We start from the raw sequence: 16,404 nt of genomic DNA on the forward strand, positions 1-16,404 counted from the left end.
GGTCTCTTTCTCACAGGAAGTCATGCGATGCGAAGGATCCGCGCACCGCGCTGGATGGCGGTGGTGATGATGACCTCGCTGCTCGGTGCGTGCCGTGTGCCGCTGCCGGCCGAGAGTGACCAGGCCGTTGCGCCGATGGATCCGGATCGGGTGCTGATCGGTCGCATCCAGGGCAGCGATGACATCAGTCCGTTGCTTGGGAAAAAAGTGGCCATCGAAGGCATCGTGACCCGCAGCCTGGCGGGCGATAGCGGCGAGATGGGTCAGGAGCTTGCCGAAACCCTGGGCGATGGCGATGGCGATCGCGGCAAGGTGGTGGGCTGGTTTGTGCAGGACGAAGGCGATGGCGTGGACGCAACCTCCGACGCCGTGTTCGTGCTCGACCAGGGCTATGACACCGGAATCGGTGTACCCGGTGAGAGCGAGTACACGATGCGCATGGGCACGCGCATACGCACGGGCGACCGGATCAAGGTGCGTGGTGTGGTCGCCGAGGTGGCGCAGGACATCGCGGCCGACCAACCGCGCAGCAGTGGGCATCAGGTCGGTCGCGGCGATCCGGCGGGCAGCATCACCACGATCAAGGCTGGATGGATCACCCTGCTGTCGCGCCGTGAGCGCCGTCCGGCGATCGCGTTGGTCGACACGGATCCGGAGCGCAGCGCGGAAGAATCCGCCGAGGCGATGCGTCTAGGTGCTCCAGGGTCAGCGGCTGCCATTGCACGACCCTGAGTAAGAGCGGCTATCAAAACTACTGCGCGACAACCAGGCGGGCGAGGCCGGTGCTCGGGATCGGCATGTACCACCCGTACATTCCGGTTCCTCCGCGCCGTCCGCATCCACCTGACGACCACTCGCTACGTTTTGTTAGCCACTAAAAAGACTGACGGCTCTGTCGGCCGGTTTAATGCAACGCCATGCGGCCGCGCGCGACTTGCTTACTCCTCGACTTCGCGGTCCTCGCGCTTGGTTTCTTCCATCGCTTCGGGCTCTAGCTCTTCGGCGCTGCGGTTGAGTTTGACGAATACGCCCCAGGCGATCAGCAGCAGCGCCGCGCACAGGCCAACCGCAGCCGCATACGGCAGCTTGGCCGGGTCGTCGTGCATCAGCTCGAAGATCGACACCAGCGTTTCGATTGCCAGCGCAATCACGATCACCACGAAAAAGCGCGACAGATAGCGCCGCACCCGCGTGGGTCCGCTGACTTTGACATCGCGCAGGATCTCTTCTTCGAAGATGGTCTGGCCCAGTTCCAGCGTCACCAGCGCCACGGTGAGCAGGCCGATCGCCTCCAGCACCACGTTGAAGCGGTCGCGCACCACCATGTCGCCGCCCGGCGTAAACCCATGCCACAGCTCCAGCCCGGCCATTGCCACCAGACCCGCCGCGCACAGCACGAAAAACGCCAGGATCACGAAGTGACCGGCACGGAACAGGTGGCTGAGCAGTTTCATGGCGAGCACGACGGGCGAGGGGACGCAGAGCATCGTGCGCAACGCGTCGTTACGGCGCGAAGGTAGCGGCAATGCCGATTTCTATCGCGCGTGGCGCGCGGCATCGCATTCATGCAGCGATGCGCAGTGCCACCTCGATGTATCGAGATCACCCCTTCCCCCGCCGGGGGAAGGTGCCCGCAGGGCGGATGGGGGTACGGTTCACACGTACACCTATCGCCCCGCACACCTAACTGAATCAGCTATGCCGCAACACCTGATACGCCTGCAAATGCACATTCGCTGCCATCAGCAGCGGCGCGTTGCGCCCGGTCTCGCGCACGCGCTTCAGCATGTCGCCGACGATCTGCGCCGCTTCTACGTCCTGGCCGGCCTCCAGATCGCGCAGCATCGAGGCCTTCAACGGCGAATCCACTTGCAACAAGGTCTGCAGTGCCTTGGCGCGCGCGCTTTCCGGAATCGGCTGCCCGGCCGCATCGGCGGCCCACAGGCATTCGTTGTACAAGCCATTGATCAACGCGCGGCCATCGTCGGTGGCCACGATCGCTCCGACCGGCGCACGCATCAGGCAGGTGGCCGCCGCCAGCGCGGTGAGGAAGCTGTACTTGATCCACTGCTCCTGCGCGATCTGCTCGCTGGCCACATGGGTGATGCCTGCCTGCGCGCACAGCGCAGCAAACGCCTGCACCCGCGCCGACGCGGCACTGCCATCGCGCTCACCGAAGGTCATCGCCGCCGGCTTGCCCAGATGCAGGATTTCGCCGTGTTCGCCCTTGGTCGCGCTGATGAAGCACAGCCCGCCCAACACTCGCGCTGCACCGAAGCGCTCGTCCAGCGCCGCATAATGCCGCAGACCGTTGAGGATCGGCAGCACCGTGGTGTGCTCGCCGACGGCCGGCGCAATCGCCTCGAGTGCGCTGTCCAGGTCGTAGGCCTTGCAGCTGAGGATCACCAGATCGAACGGCCGCTGCGCCACCAGGGCCGGCAAGTCCTGCGCGGTGACAGTTGCCACCGGCAGATCCGCATCGCCCAGCGGACTGCGAAGACGCAAGCCATCGGCCTGCAGCTGCGCCGCCCGTGCATCGCGCACCAGGAAGGTGACATCGACCCCGGCCTGCGCCAGACGTCCGCCGAAATAGCCGCCGGTACCACCGGCGCCGAGGATGAGGATATGCATCGCCATCGTCATCAGCTCCGCAAACCCACACCACGGCGCAGCAACCACAGCGCCAGTGCGCTGAGGACCGCGACAAAGCCCAGCATCAGCGCGTAGGCCACCCAGATCGGCACGTCCGAGCTGCCGAGCAGGCCGTAGCGGAACGCATTGACCATGTAGAAGATCGGGTTGGCGTGGGTGGCCGCTTCGGCCCACGGCGGCAGCAGCTTCACCGAATAGAACACGCCGCCCAGATAGGTCAGCGGGGTCAGGATGAAGGTGGGCACGATCGCCACGTCGTCGAATTTCTTGGCGTAGACCGCGTTGACGAAGCCGGCCAGCGAAAAGATGATCGCGCCCAGCACCACCGTGCTCAGCGTGACCAGCGGATGCGGGATGCGCACCGGGGTGAAGAACATCGCGATGATCAGCACCAGTGCGCCGACCATCACCCCGCGCAGCACCGCGCCGGAGACGTAGCCCCACAGGATCACCCAGTTGGGCATCGGGCTGACCAGCAGCTCTTCCACATGGCGGCCGAACTTGGCCCCGAAGAAGCTGGAGGAGATGTTGCCGTAGCTGTTCTGGATCACGCTCATCATCACCAGGCCCGGCACGATGAACTGCATGTAGCTGTAGCCGCCCATATCGCCCACGCGCGAGCCGATCAGCCCGCCGAAGATCAAGAAGTACAGCGTCATGGTGATGGCCGGCGGCACCAGGGTCTGGCCCCAGATGCGCAGGATGCGCTGCACTTCGCGGCGCACGATGGTGCCCAGCGCAATCCAGTTGCGGCGTGCGTTGGTGGGTTCGCTCACGGTGCGGATCTCGTTCATGGCTGGCCTCCGCTGCGCGGCTGCGTTGGCGGTGTGCCGTTGGGAATGGGCGTCGCGGGTGCGGCGGCGTCTGGCGCCGGCGCATCACCGGTCAGGCGCACGAACAGCTCTTCCAGCCGATTGCTCTTGGTACGCATCGAGCGCACCCGGATGCCGGCGCTGCCGAGCGTGGCGAACACGCGGTTGAGGTCCATCGCGCGTGGCATGTCCAGGTCCAGCGTGTGGCCGTCGATGGCGGTGAGCGTGGTGCCTTCGATCACCGGCAATTCGGCCGGCAAGTCACCGTCGATATCGAACAGGAAGCCTTCCACGTCGAGCTTGGCCAGCAGCTCACGCATCGGCCCCTGGGTGACGATCTGGCCGTGGTTGATGATGGCCAGGTTGCGGCACAGGTGCTCGGCTTCTTCCAGGTAATGCGTGGTCAGGATGATGGTGGTGCCGGCGGCGTTGATCTCCTTGAGCACGCGCCACATGTCGCGGCGGATCTCGATGTCCACGCCGGCGGTGGGCTCGTCCAGGATCAGCAGGCGCGGCTGGGTCATCATGGCGCGGGCGATCATCAGCCGGCGCTTCATGCCGCCGGATAGCGTGCGGCTCATCACCTGGGCCTTTTCCCACAGGTGCGAGCGGCGCAGCTCCGCTTCGGCCAGACGCTCGGCCTCGGCGCGCGGCATGCCGTAGAAACCGGCGTAGTTGACCAGGATGTCGAAGGGTTTTTCGAACAGGTTGAAGTTGACCTCCTGCGGCACCAGCCCGATCAGGCGCATCGCATCGCTGCGCTGGCCGACCAGGTCGGTGCCGAACACTTCCACCTGGCCGGCGGACAGGTTCACCAGCGAGCTGATGATGCCGATCAGGGTGGATTTGCCGGCGCCATTGGGGCCGAGCAGGGCGAAGAAATCGCCTGGCGCCACGTCCAGCGAGACGCCCTTGAGCGCCTGGGTGCCGTTGTCGTAGGTCTTGCGCAGATCGCACACACGCAGCGCGGGTGCGGTGATCGGAGATGGGGAATTCAAGATGTTCCTTCGCGTCAGCGTGACGGCGCAGCGAGTTGCAGGCCGTTATTATAGAAGCCCGCGGGGGCAAGCCCCGATCACAGACTGTCCCAAATACGTTCGTGCCCGTTCAATTCCCCCTCAAGCTTGTCGACCGGCGCATGATCGCGCCTACCGTGGCCCACTGCCAGTTCCTGCGTGACGACGGGCAGCCGCTGGATTTCCAGCCCGGGCAGTTCATCCAGATCCATTTCAGCGGCGCCGATGGCACGCCGACCAAGCGCAGCTATTCGCTGGCGACCATCCACGACCACGCGTTCGGACCGGGCGAGGCGGTGGATATCGCGGTGAGCTTCGTGCCCGGCGGTTCGGCCACTGCGCTGTTCGAAGGCCTGCAGATCGGCGACCAGTTGCAGGCCAGCGGGCCGTACGGCCGCTTCTGCCTGCCACCGGGCGACCACAACCGGCGTTATGTGCTGATCGCCACCGGGACCGGGGTCACCCCATACCGTTCGATGCTGCCGTTGCTGGCCGAGGCGATTGCCACCCGTGGCGTGCAGGTGGTACTGCTGCAGGGCGCGCGCACGCCTTCCGAATTGCTATACGGCGATGACTTCCGTGCGTTTGCCGATGCGCACCCGCAGTTCCGCTACGTGCCGTGTTTCTCGCGCGAGCTGCCCGACCAGCCGCATGCCGATGTGCGGCATGGCTACGTGCAGCAGCAGCTGGTGGAGTTCGCGCCCAGTGCCGAAGGCGATATTGCCTACCTGTGCGGCAATCCGGACATGGTGGACAGCTGCATCGAAGCCTTGAAGGCAGCCGGCCTGCCGAACGCGCAGATCCGTCGCGAGAAGTACGTCAGCCCGGCGCCTTCGAAGACCTGAGCAACCAGGTCCGCAGCGCAGCGATAGCGCCGGCAGCTGCATGCACGCTGTGCAGCATGCAACGTGCATGCGGTTGCGCATAGGCGGTGCTACGCCCGCGCTGCGTGCAGTGCCGGGCGCTGCAACTCGACGGTGATATGCACCAGTTCTTCGTGAATCTGCAGCGCCTCGCGAACCAGCTTCGCATCGATGTCTGCCGCAGTGATCAGGCTGACCACGCAGGCATAACGATCGCTGCCGACGCGCCAGACATGCAGGTCGCCGATGTCGATGGCATGCGGCAGCTCGGTGATGACCTGCTTGACTTCTTCCACCACCGGGGCATCCATCTCCGCATCCAGCAGCACGCGGCCGGTACTGCGCAGCAGTCCCCACGCCCACACGGTGACCAGCACCGCGCCGACGATGCCCATGATCGGGTCCAGCCAGGTCACGCCCCAATGCATGCCCGCGACCAGCGCGACAATCGCCAAGACCGAAGTGGCGGCATCAGCGACCACGTGCAGATACGCCGCTCTCAGATTGAGATCGGCGTGACCGTCGTGGTGGTGACCATGACCATTACCATGACTGTCATGCGCGTGCTCATGGCCGTGAGAATCGCGTAACCACCAGGCGCAGATCAGGTTGACCAGCAGGCCGATGACTGCAATGACCGTGGCTTCCTGATACTGGATGGGTTTGGGCGAAAACAGCCGTTCCACTGATTGAAATGCCATCAGGCCGGCAACGCCCAACAGCAGAATCGCATTGGTGTAGCCACCCAGCACTTCGACCTTCCAGGTGCCGAAGGTGAAACGCACATTGTTGGCGTTGCGCCGCGCGAAGCGGTAGGCGAACAGCGCCAGGCCCAGGGCGAGCGCGTGCGAGCTCATATGCCAGCCATCGGCGAGCAGGGCCATGGAGTTGAGCGTCCAGCCGCCGACGATTTCCACCACCATCATGACCACGGTCAGGATGACGGCCTTGCGGGTGCTGTGTTCGGCCAGCGGATTGGCGCTGGCAAAGGTGTGCGACTGCGCGCAGTGCGGCGCGGCGTGCGTGATCGACATCGGAAGTGGCTCTGGCTACGATACCCCCCTATGGTATCTCAGATACCCCTAGGGGGTATATGGCAATGGCTCATCTGAATCACGACAAATCCAAACTGCTCGCCCGCGTGCGCAGGATGCGCGGACAAGTGGAAGGGCTGGAAAAAGCCCTGGCGCAGGACGTGGATTGCACTGCGTTGTTGACGCAGGTGGCGGCGTTCCGCGGCGCGGCGCAGGGCTTGATGGTCGAGTTGCTCAGCGAGCACCTGAAGCATCACGTGGCGGCGCCGGAGACATTGGGTGACAGAGAACTTGCCGTCGAGGACATCGCGGCCATTCTCAAAACGTATCTCAAGTAACAGGCCTGCCTGACGGCGCTGGTGTTGGTGGTGTCGCGTCGAGCAGAGCGGCCAATCCACACCGCTCACGCTGCCATCGACGATAGGCGTGCGGTGCGTTGGAATCGTAGCGCCACGCGCTCATTCGGGTCCGCGCACCGATGCACCATCAACGATGCGCGCCGTGGTCGAGCAGGCGCTCGACCGTGACAAACGCGTGCTGCCGCGGGCTGTCAGCGCGCTGCCGGCTCCAACGTCATCAGCACCACATCGTTGCTGCGCATCGGGACGCGGATCTCCACCACGCCATCGGCGCCCACACGCACGCGCCGGTCCTGTTCGGGCGTATCGCGCGTGGCCTGCTGCAGCTGCACCAGCTGACGCGGTGCCAGCTCCTTGGGCATGCCCATGTCGAGGTACAGCGACAGCGGGTCGTTGCGCCGGTAGCCGGTCTTGTGCACCTGCAGCCGGTATGTGCCGGCCGGCACCTGCGTCAGCCGGAACAGCACCGGCGCGCTGTCGGTGCTGGGCACCTGCCTGGTATAGAACGGGGTATTGCTCACCGCCTGCACCGGTTGCTGCCAATCCCATGCCAACGCCGCGATGCGTTTGCCATCCACCGCCGCAAACGCGTGCGCATCACGCAGCGGAATGTCGCGGCCCTTGAGTACGTTCAAGTACTTGTAGGCAAACCAGGCCGGCTTGCGGATGCCCTCGCGATTCATCAGCCCGAAGCCACCGTGGAACGGCGTGGGCGGCGGGCCGGGTTCTTCGAACAGATCGGTGTAGGTCCAGTAGCTCATGCCCTGCACCAGGCCTTGCACCTGTTTGAGCTTGGTCAGGATGTAGGGCGCGCTGATGTAACTGTCGTGGACGAAATCGCGCGGCGTGTAGCTGCTGCTCCACTCGGTGAAATACAGCGGCAGATCCGGAAACGGCGAGGCCTGGATCTGCGCGCGCACCCGGCGCACATCGCCAACGATGGCATCCGGCGATGCGGACAACTTGGTGTCCTGCTTGCCGTCTTCATCGAGAAAGCCGCCGTCCACGCCATAGGTATGCGTGGTGACGAAGTCGATCGGCAGTTTGTTCTTGGCAACATAGGCCAGCAGTTCTGGCACCCAGTCCGCCCCGGCGGTGGAAGGGCCACCAACACGCAGCTGCGGATCGATCGCCTTGATCGTGCGAGCGGTGTTCGCGTACAGCGCGAAGTAGGCCTGCTGGTCGGCGTTTTCCCAGAAATCCTTGAGGTTGGGCTCGTTCCACACCTCGAAATACCACTGCCGCACCTCGTCGGCACCGTAGCGCGCGCGGATATGACGCACGTACGCATCGATCAGCTGCGTCCACTTGGCCGGGTCCGGATGCGAGGTGTTGCCCTTCCAGTAGAAGAGCGTCTGCTCGGAGGTCTTCATCGCGTTGGGCGTAAAGCCCAATTCCACAAACGGACGGATGCGCTTGGCCAGCAGCGCGTCGTAGAGCTGGTCCAGCCTGGTCCAGTCGTACACCAGTTTGCCGTCCACCTCCTTGACGGTGCCGAGCACGTCATGGAACACGTCGTGGAAGCGGATGTAGCGAAACCCCAGCTCCTGTACGGCCGGAACCAGGTGTGCCTGAGCGTCGCTGCGGATCAAGGTGCCGGGAAAGTCCGAGCCGATCGACAGGTCGTAGAAGTGGTCGACCGGTTTGCCGGCGGCAGCCAGATCCACCTGGATCGTGCGAGGTGCAGGCACCACCTCTTGTGCCACGGCAGAGGTCGCCACGCAGCCACTCAGTGCGATTGCCAACAAGATCTTCAGACGCATTGGCGCTCCTGCCGAGGTTCGATCAGGAGAGCGTAACCCAGCTCGGATCCCGCGCTACGCACCTCGGGCGCTTGCGTCTTCCTCCTGCGATCTTCGAGTCGCGATGGGGAGGAATCGCACGCGATCGAATATGTAAAGGGTGCTTGACAGCTGGCCGCGCCAGGCGCATCGTGCCTGTCAAGTTGACTTGACAGGTGAAGGGAATGCGTCAGCAGCATCGGCAACTGCAATGCATACCGGCGTGGTCGGCGCAGCCGTTGATGCGTGGCGATGTCGGAGTGGGGAGCGGTGGCCTGCCACTGCGTGCATCAATATCCGCGAGGCACGGCGCATGACCGCCTGCAATCGCAACGCGCTGATAGCGCTCGGTCTGGGCGCGGGCCTGCTCGCTGTAGGTGCACTCGGGTATTGGCAGCTGCTGCCGCTGGGTGCTTACCTTGCCGGGCTGAGTGCGGGTGTGGGCGTGTCATGCCTGTTGCTGTCGCTGCTGCTGTGGCTGTCACGCGGCAGCATGCGCGACAGCACGCGCCCCGCATTGGCGCGGCGCTATCAGCGCGAATTCGGCGTGCCGATGATGTTGTACGTGGTGGTGATGCTGGTCTGGAAATACCTGCTGGCCCACGTGGATCCGAACTGGGCGCGCGTGCTGATTGCGTTGTTGCCCGCAGTGTTGGTGGCGTTGGTGATCCGCGCGGTGGCGCGCTACGTGCGCGACTCGGACGAGATGCAGCGACGGATCGAACTGGAGTCGATCGCCATTGCCGCCGGCCTGGTCAGCGGCGCGTACATGACCGGTGGATTCCTGCAGGCTGCCGAGCTGATCGACATCCCCGCAACGGTGGCGATGCTGTGGGTGTTTCCGCTGTTGTGCGGAATTTACGGCGTCACCAAAAGCATCAACGCACGACGGTTTCAATGAATAGTCGTGTGCGCGAACTGCGCGAGGCCAGTGGCTGGTCGCAAGGCGAGCTGGCCGAGCGGTTGGGCGTGTCGCGGCAGACCATCAATGCGCTGGAGACCGGCAAGTACGATCCCAGTCTGCCGTTGGCGTTTCGCATCGCGCGCTTGTTCGGGGAATCGATCGAGCACGTCTTTCTTTATGAAGACGGGCAGTAGTCGCAGCGGTCACACCCGACCGGCTGCGGTGTCAGGGGATAGGGAATACCAGGAGAGATGGTGGACATGGTGAAGCAACCCACAGTGGTGGCGGCATTGCTGATCGCGATGCTGGCTGCCGGATGTCAGCGTGCAGGCAAACCTGCTGAAAACACGCCTGCGAAAGATGCGCCTGCTGCAACCAAGGCTGGCGCAACTGCACCCGGCAGCGCGCAGCCACGTGCAGCAACCACGCAGACCGGCACGGCCGCAGCCAATCGCTACGGCACGCTGCAATTCGTCCCGTGCACGCTGAGTTCCGGCAGCGCGGCCGGCAACATCGAAGCGCAGTGCGCAAGCCTGCGCGTGCCGGAAAACCCGGCCGCACCGACAGGGCGCAGGATCGACCTGAAGATTGCCTGGCTGGAAAGCGATGCCGGCGCAGGCAACAAGCCGGATCCGGTGTTCTTCATCGCCGGTGGGCCGGGGCAATCGGCGACCGAAGCTGCCGCCATCGCGGCCGCTGCGTTGCGCGAAGTGCGCAAGAACCGCGACATTTTTCTGGTCGATCAACGCGGCACCGGGGGATCTCACCCCATGCGGTGCGAGACCGCCGATGGCAAGCCGTTGCAGGCGGGCATGGCGTCCAGTCCGGAAGAATTGAAGGCCTATGCGCAGCAATGTGCCGAAGGCTTGCAACGCCATACCGACCCGCGGTACTACACCACTGCCGAAGCCATCGGCGATCTGGATGCCGTCAGAGCTGCCCTGGGTGCGCCACGCATCGACCTGGTGGGAGTGTCTTACGGCACGCGCGTGGCGCAGCACTATGCCAAACGCTATCCCGCACAAACGCGCGCTATCGTGCTCGATGGGGTTGCGCCCAGCGATCTGGTGATCAGCGGTGAGTTCGCACGCACGTTTGAAGACGCTCTGATGCTGCAGTCCGAACAATGCCGTGCCATTGCGGCCTGTCGCGCGCGCTTTCCCACCGATGTGCGCACGCAGCTGCGTACCGTCATGGACCGGTTGAAGACCGAATCGCCGGAAGTGGAGTACCGCGATCTGCGCACCAACGCCATCAAGCGCGATCGGGTAACTGCTGACGCGGTGATCGGTCTGGCCTTTACCTTCTCCTACGCACCGCAGAGTGCTGCCCTGCTGCCGCTGGTGCTGGATGAAGCCGCTGCAGGTCGCTACGCGCCGTTGATGGCGTTGTCGCACATGGACATGCAGATCAACCAGCCCATGCAATGGTCGGTGGTGTGCGCCGAAGATGCCGACCGCTATCGTCCGGTGCCCGCGCACCAGGCATTGCTGCTGGGCGAGGATGTTCCGCGCAGCGTGTTTGCCGCATGCCCGGTGTGGCCCAGCGGCAAGCGTGCCGCCGATTTCACCGCGCCGCTGCGTTCGCAGGTGCCGGCCTTGCTGTTGTCCGGTCAGCTGGATCCGGTCACGCCGCCACGCTACGCCGACACCGTGCTCAAGGGGCTGCCCAATGGGCGGCATCTGGTTGCACCCGGCCAGGGACACAGCGTCATGGCACTGGGGTGCATCCCCAAGCTGATGGCGCAGTTCATCGAAACCGCCAATGCCGGTGCACTGGATGCGCGCTGCGTTGCCGATCTCAACACCGTGCCTGCGTTTACCTCGTTCAACGGATGGGAACCATGAGCCGCACCGACCACGCCACGGAGGCGCACGCATGATCGTCGTCGACAACCTGCACAAATCGTTCAAGACCAAGACCGGCCTGGTGAAGGCGGTCGACGGGGTCAGTTTCAGCGCCGCCGATGGCCAGATCACCGGCCTGCTCGGCCCCAACGGTGCCGGCAAGACCACCACCTTGCGCATGCTCTACACGCTGATGTCGCCCGACCAGGGCAGCGTGACCGTCGATGGCGTGGATGCCGCCCGCGATCCGGTGACCGTGCGCCGCGCACTCGGGGTGTTGCCGGATGCGCGTGGCGTGTACAAGCGGCTGACCGCGCGCGAAAACATCGCCTACTTCGGTGAGCTGCACGGCCTGTCGCGCACGCGCATCGCCGAGCGCACGCGGCTGCTCTCGGCGGCGTTGGACATGGACGACATTCTCGATCGTCAGACCGAAGGCTTCAGCCAGGGCCAGCGCACCAAGACCGCGATTGCACGCGCGCTGGTGCACGACCCGCGCAACGTGATTCTCGACGAGCCCACAAACGGCCTGGACGTGATGACCACGCGCGCGATGCGCGGATTTCTGCAGCAATTGCGTGCAGAGGGGCGCTGCGTGATTTTTTCCAGCCACATCATGCAGGAGGTGGCGGCGCTGTGCGATCGCATCGTCATCGTCGCCAAGGGCACGGTGGTGGCCTGCGGCAGCGCCGACGAACTGCGCGCTGCCACCGGTGAAGACAATCTGGAAGATGCCTTCGTCAAGGCGATCGGCTCGGACGAGGGACTGCACGCATGAGCACCACATCGTTGTTGTCCACCCTGTGGACGGTACTGCGCAAGGAGTTACGCGATATCGGCCGCGATCGCCGCACGCTGGCATTGGCCTTGCTGCTGTCGCCATTGCTGTACCCGATCCTGATTCTGGGCATGGGCGCACTGAGCGAAAGCCGCGTGCGCACGCAGATCGACAAGCCGCTGGAGATCCCCACGCTCGGTCGCGAGAACGCGCCCAATCTGGTGCGTTTTCTAGCCGCGCAAGGGCTCAACGCGGTCGCCGCACCAGCCGATCTGACCGCCGCAATCCGCACCCAGGAGGTGGATGTGGCGCTGCGCATCAGTGACGGCTACGCCGAGGACTGGCGCGCCGGCCGCCCGGCCTTGGTGGAGGTCATCAAGGACAGCACGCGGCGCGAGGCCGACGTGCCGAGCATGCGGCTGCAGGCCGCGCTCAGCGCCTATAGCCAGCAGGTCGGGGCTTTGCGTTTGCTGGCGCGCGGTATCGATGCGCAGGTGGGCAGGCCGCTGGAAATCGCAGCCCAGGACCTGGCCACTGCCGACGCCAAGCGCGGGCAGATGATGGCGATGCTGCTGCCGGTGCTGCTGGTGATCACCTCGTTCCTGGGCGGGGCCTCGTTGATTCTGGATGCCACCGCCGGCGAGCGCGAACGCCAGTCGCTGGAGCCGTTGCTGGCCACGCCGGCGCCACGTAGCGCGATTGTCAGTGGCAAGATCGCCGCCGCCTGCGTGATCGGCATGGTGTCGTTGTTGCTCACGCTGCTGGCGTTCAAGCTAAGTGCGCAGTTGTCCACCTCGAACCTGGGGCGCCAGCTCAATGTCGGTTTTTTGCCGATGTTGCAGATGCTCTTCATCCTGGTCCCGATGTTGTTCGTCGGTACCTCGCTGCTGACCTATCTGGCCGCTGCCGCCAAGAGCATGAAGGAAGCGCAGGCGCACATGACCTGGCTGTTGCTGCTGCCGATGCTGCCGGGCTATGCGCTGATGGCGTATCCGCTGAAGACGCAGTTGTGGCACTTCGCGGTGCCGTTTCTGGCGCAGAACCAGATGCTGTTGAAGGTGATACGCCATGAGCAGATCAATGCGCAGACCTGGGCGGTGTATCTGCTGGCTGGCTTCGGTGTAGCGGCGGTGTTGTGGTACGCGGCGGTGCGGCGGTATCACCAGGAACGGTTGGCGATTTCCGGGTGATGTTCCTTCTCCCACCGGCAGAAGGTGGCGCGCAGCGCCGGATGAGGGTACGGGTTGCTGGTGCGAATGCGCAGCTACGATTGTTGATATTTGTGTGCAACGTGGCTGTTGTCTATCAAGTTCGTGATGTCCACTTCGCCGCCGTACCCTCACCCCAACCCCTCTCCCGACGGGAGAGGGGCTTTAATCCTTCTCCCCTCGGGAGAAGGTGCCCGAAGGGCGGATGAGGGCACGGATCACCAGGAAACAAAAAGCCCGCATCGCTGCGGGCTTTTTGTTTGGTGCCCGACATTCGCCGGGAGTGCAGTGCATCGATCATCGGCAGCCATGAGCCATGAGCCATGAGCCATGAGCCAATCAACCAATCAACGACCAAGCAATCAAGCAACCAACGGGCTCACTCAGCCGCATGCAGAACTACTCGATCGCCCAACGCCCCACTCAACCACCCGGGTTAAACGACAGCGTGCGCCGCGTCGTCACCGGCGCAGCCACCGGTTCGAAGCGCCAGCGCTTGACCGCATTGAGCGCTTCGCGGTCGAACACGCGTGGCGGATTGGCACGCAGCACGCGCGAGGCGGTGATCGAGCCGTCGGTGCCGACGGTGAGTTCCACCAGCACTTCGCCGGAGGTGCCGGCACGCAGCGCTTCGGGGGGATAGCGCGGTGCCGGGGTGCTGATCGGGCGCAGCGACTGCGCGCTCGGTGCAGCAGCGGCGGGCGCTGCAGCCGGTGCCGGGCGCGTGGCGGCCGGGGTCGGTGCCGGGGTCTCGGCCTGACGGCGCGCGGCCGCCTGGCGTTCGGCCTCGGCGCTCTGCTGACGCGCGGCCTCCTGTTGCGCGGCGATCTGCTGCGCAGCGGCGGCTTCGCGGGTCTGCTGCTCGGCCAGGCGCTTCTGTTCGGCGGCCTGCTTGGCCTTGTCTTCGACCAGCTTCTTGGCCTGCTCGGCATCCTGCTCGGAGCGGTTGGCGGCGGTCTTCATGCCCGCTTCCAGGCCGGTCTTCAGGCGCGGCAGTGCTGGTGCCTTGGGGTCGACCTTTTCGATCAGCGCGATCAGGCGCTGCGCTTCGGGGAATTCTTCGCGGCTGATGCCCTGTTCGGCGGCGATCAGCGTGTACGGCAGCAGGTCGGTCAGCGCGCTGTTGACGGTGGCGTCCTGCGGCTGCTTCTCGCGCAGTGCCAGGTAGTACTCCACCGCGTTGTCGCCGGCCGGGGCGTACATGCGGTTGTCCTGCAGCGCCTTGGTGGCCGATGCGCGCAGCTGGTCGGCGGCCATCGACTGCACCTGCGGCGATACCGCAGTGGCTGGCGTGGGCGCGGCGGCTGGTGCCGCAGGCGTGGCGCCGGTGGCCGGCGCGGTGGTGGCGGCCTTGTCTTCCTGCTTGGAGCAAGCGGCCAGGCCAACCAGCAAAATGACCGGCGCGATCCGGCGTGCCATACGGCCCTGTGTCAGATCCAACATGCGTCCCCCTTACCCCGAGTGCGATAGATAACGTTGCTGCGGCGAGCGCCGGCCACTGTTCCCGCAATGGACGGCAAAGCCGCAATCTAGCATTGCTGGGGCGGTCTAAGCCAAGGGTTGCGCCGAGGCCGGGCGCAATGTCATGCCGCTGGGGTGGCGAGCACCGGAGTGGCAGGCAGCCGCGTGGCCGGCTCGGGCAATGGCGGAGCGGGGCAGTAGCGCCGCAGAAAGTCCGCATGCGCGGGCAGCCGTACCAATGCCGCATCGACCCGCGTGCGGATGTTCTCAAGAAAATGACCGAGTTCGGCGTCGCCCATCAGGTCGGCCACCGGGTGGTGCTGCTGCGGCGTGATGCCTTGGCCCAGCAGCACCTGCACCCAGGAGTTCTCGGCAAACAGTTCGTTGGCCTGATGAAACACCCGTCCGCTCTGGCGGAACAACTCCACCCGGTGCCGCAGCGTATCGGGGATCTCCATCGCTGCGCAGTCGCGCCAGAACGGCGTGTCGCGGCGGTCGGTGGCGTGGTAATGCAGGATCACGAAATCGCGGATATGGGTGATTTCGGCGGCGGCCTGGCGGTTGTATTCGGCGATGTCGACATCGTTGATGACCTGCGGAAAGGTCTGCATCAGCCGGATGATGCCGCGCTGGATCAGATGGATGTTGGTCGATTCCAACGGCTCCAGAAACCCGCTGGCCAGGCCCAGCGCCACGCAGTTCTTTTCCCACACCCGATGCCGCTGGTTCGGTGTGAAACGCAACGCGCGTGGCTCGGTGAGCGCGCGGCCAGTGAGATTGCGCTGCAAGACCTGCGCGGCGCCGTCCTGGTCCATGTAGCGGCTGGAATACACGATGCCGTTGCCCACCCGATGCTGCAACGGAATGCGCCACATCCAGCCGGCCTGATCGGCGCGCGAGCGGGTGTAGGGCACCGGTGCGCCGACCGATTCGGTCTGCACCGCCAGCGCGCTGTCGGCAAATAACCAGTGCGACCAATCGTCCGCGCCTACGCCCAGCGTCTTGCCGATCAACAGGCCGGCAAAGCCGGTGCAATCCAGGAACAGATCGCCTTCCACCCGCGTGCCGTCGTCCAGCACCAGTGCAGTGAGATAACCGCTGTGCGCGTCGGTCTCCACGTGACCGATGCGCCCTTCGATACGTTGCACGCCGAAGCCTTCGCTGAAGCGGCGCAGGAAGCGCGCATACAGGCCGGCATCCAGGTGATAGGCGTAATTCATGCCGCCATTGGGCAGATGCGCAAAGCGGCCTTCCTGCGCGGCGCGCAGCTCAAGACAGTAGTCGCCGAAGTCGCGCGCCACACCGCGCTGCCGGCCCTTCAACCAGAAATGCTGGAAGCCCGCGCTCCAGTGATCGGTGCCGGTGTGGCCGAAGGAATGGATGTAGTGCCGGTCCACATCGCGCCAATGCTCGAAGCCGATGCCCAGCTTGATGGTGGCTTGCGTGGCGGCCATGAACGCGGCCTCGTCGATCTCCAGCAGGCGGTGGAAGGTGACCAGGCTTGGGATGGTGGCTTCGCCTACGCCCACCGTGCCGATCTCGTCCGATTCCACCACGGTGATCTGCAATTGCCGGCCCAGCACTTTCGACAAGGCCGCAGCGGCCATCCAGCCGGCGGTACCGCCACCGGCGATGACGACGCGGCGCACCGGGCGCTGTTGTGGGTCGGAAGACGGGGTGTCGGGCATG

At 64.9% G+C, this 16,404-nt stretch carries 16 protein-coding genes and 1 other RNA gene; 9 read left to right on the forward strand and 8 right to left on the reverse strand.

Annotated features, from left to right (window positions below; translation table 11 throughout):
- Window positions 1-27: 27 nt before the first annotated feature.
- The gene (locus NYR97_RS10040; protein ID WP_316697788.1) at window positions 28-732 is read left to right on the forward strand and encodes a single stranded DNA-binding domain-containing protein; all 705 of its coding nucleotides are present in this window, start codon (window positions 28-30) and stop codon (window positions 730-732) included.
- A gap of 65 nt (window positions 733-797) precedes the next feature.
- Window positions 798-873: non-coding RNA, sX9 sRNA (locus NYR97_RS10045), on the forward strand.
- A 65-nt stretch (window positions 874-938) separates the two neighbouring features.
- On the opposite strand, the gene NYR97_RS10050 is transcribed toward NYR97_RS10045, so the two are convergent.
- The 4 genes from NYR97_RS10050 to NYR97_RS10065 all read right to left on the reverse strand — a co-directional run bounded on the left by NYR97_RS10050 (window position 939) and on the right by NYR97_RS10065 (window position 4,462).
- Window positions 939-1,454 carry a hypothetical protein gene (locus tag NYR97_RS10050; protein ID WP_043889539.1) on the reverse strand — a complete coding sequence of 172 codons (516 nt, stop codon included), beginning with the start codon at window positions 1,452-1,454 and terminating at the stop codon, window positions 939-941.
- 238 nt (window positions 1,455-1,692) lie between these two features.
- The gene (gene panE, locus NYR97_RS10055) at window positions 1,693-2,637 is read right to left on the reverse strand and encodes a 2-dehydropantoate 2-reductase (protein WP_316697790.1); all 945 of its coding nucleotides are present in this window, start codon (window positions 2,635-2,637) and stop codon (window positions 1,693-1,695) included.
- 5 nt (window positions 2,638-2,642) lie between these two features.
- Complete coding sequence (locus NYR97_RS10060; protein WP_316697791.1) at window positions 2,643-3,446, reverse strand: ABC transporter permease; 804 nt, start codon at window positions 3,444-3,446, stop codon at window positions 2,643-2,645.
- On the reverse strand, window positions 3,443-4,462 hold the full coding sequence (locus NYR97_RS10065; RefSeq protein WP_316697792.1) for an ABC transporter ATP-binding protein: 1,020 nt from the start codon (window positions 4,460-4,462) through the stop codon (window positions 3,443-3,445). The genes NYR97_RS10060 and NYR97_RS10065 overlap by 4 nt, the downstream gene beginning before the upstream one ends.
- Before the next feature lie 35 nt (window positions 4,463-4,497).
- Here NYR97_RS10065 and NYR97_RS10070 point away from each other — a divergent pair, with 35 nt between their 5' ends.
- Entirely contained in the window at window positions 4,498-5,325 is an 828-nt protein-coding gene (locus NYR97_RS10070) for a ferredoxin--NADP reductase (protein WP_316697793.1), read from the forward strand.
- Between the two features lie 89 nt (window positions 5,326-5,414).
- Here NYR97_RS10070 and dmeF read toward each other — a convergent pair whose 3' ends face one another.
- Window positions 5,415-6,377, reverse strand: coding sequence for a CDF family Co(II)/Ni(II) efflux transporter DmeF (gene dmeF, locus NYR97_RS10075; RefSeq protein WP_316697794.1), 963 nt, complete (start codon window positions 6,375-6,377; stop codon window positions 5,415-5,417).
- 65 nt (window positions 6,378-6,442) lie between these two features.
- Between dmeF and NYR97_RS10080 the strand changes: the two genes are divergently transcribed.
- Window positions 6,443-6,715: a metal/formaldehyde-sensitive transcriptional repressor gene (locus tag NYR97_RS10080; protein ID WP_316697795.1), complete on the forward strand. Its 273-nt coding sequence runs from the start codon at window positions 6,443-6,445 to the stop codon at window positions 6,713-6,715.
- Between the two features lie 212 nt (window positions 6,716-6,927).
- Here the strand turns inward: NYR97_RS10080 and NYR97_RS10085 are convergent, their stop codons facing one another.
- The gene (locus NYR97_RS10085; protein WP_316697796.1) at window positions 6,928-8,499 is read right to left on the reverse strand and encodes a GH39 family glycosyl hydrolase; all 1,572 of its coding nucleotides are present in this window, start codon (window positions 8,497-8,499) and stop codon (window positions 6,928-6,930) included.
- Window positions 8,500-8,830: 331 nt separating this feature from the next.
- On the opposite strand from NYR97_RS10085, the gene NYR97_RS10090 reads away from it, so the two are divergent.
- The 5 genes from NYR97_RS10090 to NYR97_RS10110 are packed head-to-tail and all read left to right on the forward strand — an operon-like array spanning window position 8,831 to window position 13,236.
- The gene (locus NYR97_RS10090; protein WP_316697797.1) at window positions 8,831-9,418 is read left to right on the forward strand and encodes a hypothetical protein; all 588 of its coding nucleotides are present in this window, start codon (window positions 8,831-8,833) and stop codon (window positions 9,416-9,418) included.
- Window positions 9,415-9,615 carry a helix-turn-helix transcriptional regulator gene (locus NYR97_RS10095; protein WP_205392858.1) on the forward strand — a complete coding sequence of 67 codons (201 nt, stop codon included), beginning with the start codon at window positions 9,415-9,417 and terminating at the stop codon, window positions 9,613-9,615. Before NYR97_RS10090 ends, NYR97_RS10095 begins: the two co-directional genes overlap by 4 nt.
- A 60-nt stretch (window positions 9,616-9,675) precedes the next feature.
- A complete protein-coding gene (locus tag NYR97_RS10100; RefSeq protein ID WP_316697798.1) occupies window positions 9,676-11,268 on the forward strand; it encodes an alpha/beta hydrolase in 1,593 nt (530 codons plus the stop codon).
- A gap of 31 nt (window positions 11,269-11,299) precedes the next feature.
- Window positions 11,300-12,046, forward strand: a complete 747-nt coding sequence (locus tag NYR97_RS10105) for an ABC transporter ATP-binding protein (RefSeq protein ID WP_205392856.1) — start codon at window positions 11,300-11,302, stop codon at window positions 12,044-12,046.
- Window positions 12,043-13,236 (forward strand): ABC transporter permease, encoded by a 1,194-nt coding sequence (locus NYR97_RS10110; protein WP_205392855.1) that lies wholly within the window; start codon window positions 12,043-12,045, stop codon window positions 13,234-13,236. The genes NYR97_RS10105 and NYR97_RS10110 overlap by 4 nt, the downstream gene beginning before the upstream one ends.
- 441 nt (window positions 13,237-13,677) lie before the next feature.
- Here the strand turns inward: NYR97_RS10110 and NYR97_RS10115 are convergent, their stop codons facing one another.
- Both NYR97_RS10115 and NYR97_RS10120 read right to left on the reverse strand, forming a co-directional pair.
- Complete coding sequence (locus NYR97_RS10115) at window positions 13,678-14,697, reverse strand: energy transducer TonB (protein WP_316697800.1); 1,020 nt, start codon at window positions 14,695-14,697, stop codon at window positions 13,678-13,680.
- Between the two features lie 140 nt (window positions 14,698-14,837).
- A complete protein-coding gene (locus tag NYR97_RS10120) occupies window positions 14,838-16,403 on the reverse strand; it encodes a tryptophan halogenase family protein (RefSeq protein ID WP_316697801.1) in 1,566 nt (521 codons plus the stop codon).
- Between the last annotated feature and the right edge of the window lies 1 nt (window position 16,404).

This window comes from Xanthomonas hydrangeae, assembly GCF_032697525.1.
GTDB lineage: Bacteria > Pseudomonadota > Gammaproteobacteria > Xanthomonadales > Xanthomonadaceae > Xanthomonas > Xanthomonas hydrangeae.

Excerpts from the sequence above, each read along its gene's own strand:
- NYR97_RS10095 (WP_205392858.1), top strand. The coding sequence starts at position 9,415 with ATGAATAGTCGTGTGCGCGAACTGCGCGAGGCCAGTGGCTGGTCGCAA.
- NYR97_RS10085 (WP_316697796.1), bottom strand. The coding sequence starts at position 8,499 with ATGCGTCTGAAGATCTTGTTGGCAATCGCACTGAGTGGCTGCGTGGCG.
- dmeF (WP_316697794.1), bottom strand. The coding sequence starts at position 6,377 with ATGTCGATCACGCACGCCGCGCCGCACTGCGCGCAGTCGCACACCTTT.
- panE (WP_316697790.1), bottom strand. The coding sequence starts at position 2,637 with ATGGCGATGCATATCCTCATCCTCGGCGCCGGTGGTACCGGCGGCTAT.
- NYR97_RS10080 (WP_316697795.1), top strand. The coding sequence starts at position 6,443 with ATGGCTCATCTGAATCACGACAAATCCAAACTGCTCGCCCGCGTGCGC.
- NYR97_RS10110 (WP_205392855.1), top strand. The coding sequence starts at position 12,043 with ATGAGCACCACATCGTTGTTGTCCACCCTGTGGACGGTACTGCGCAAG.
- NYR97_RS10090 (WP_316697797.1), top strand. The coding sequence starts at position 8,831 with ATGACCGCCTGCAATCGCAACGCGCTGATAGCGCTCGGTCTGGGCGCG.
- NYR97_RS10060 (WP_316697791.1), bottom strand. The coding sequence starts at position 3,446 with ATGAACGAGATCCGCACCGTGAGCGAACCCACCAACGCACGCCGCAAC.
- NYR97_RS10040 (WP_316697788.1), top strand. The coding sequence starts at position 28 with ATGCGAAGGATCCGCGCACCGCGCTGGATGGCGGTGGTGATGATGACC.
- NYR97_RS10105 (WP_205392856.1), top strand. The coding sequence starts at position 11,300 with ATGATCGTCGTCGACAACCTGCACAAATCGTTCAAGACCAAGACCGGC.
- NYR97_RS10050 (WP_043889539.1), bottom strand. The coding sequence starts at position 1,454 with ATGAAACTGCTCAGCCACCTGTTCCGTGCCGGTCACTTCGTGATCCTG.
- NYR97_RS10115 (WP_316697800.1), bottom strand. The coding sequence starts at position 14,697 with ATGTTGGATCTGACACAGGGCCGTATGGCACGCCGGATCGCGCCGGTC.
- NYR97_RS10120 (WP_316697801.1), bottom strand. The coding sequence starts at position 16,403 with ATGCCCGACACCCCGTCTTCCGACCCACAACAGCGCCCGGTGCGCCGC.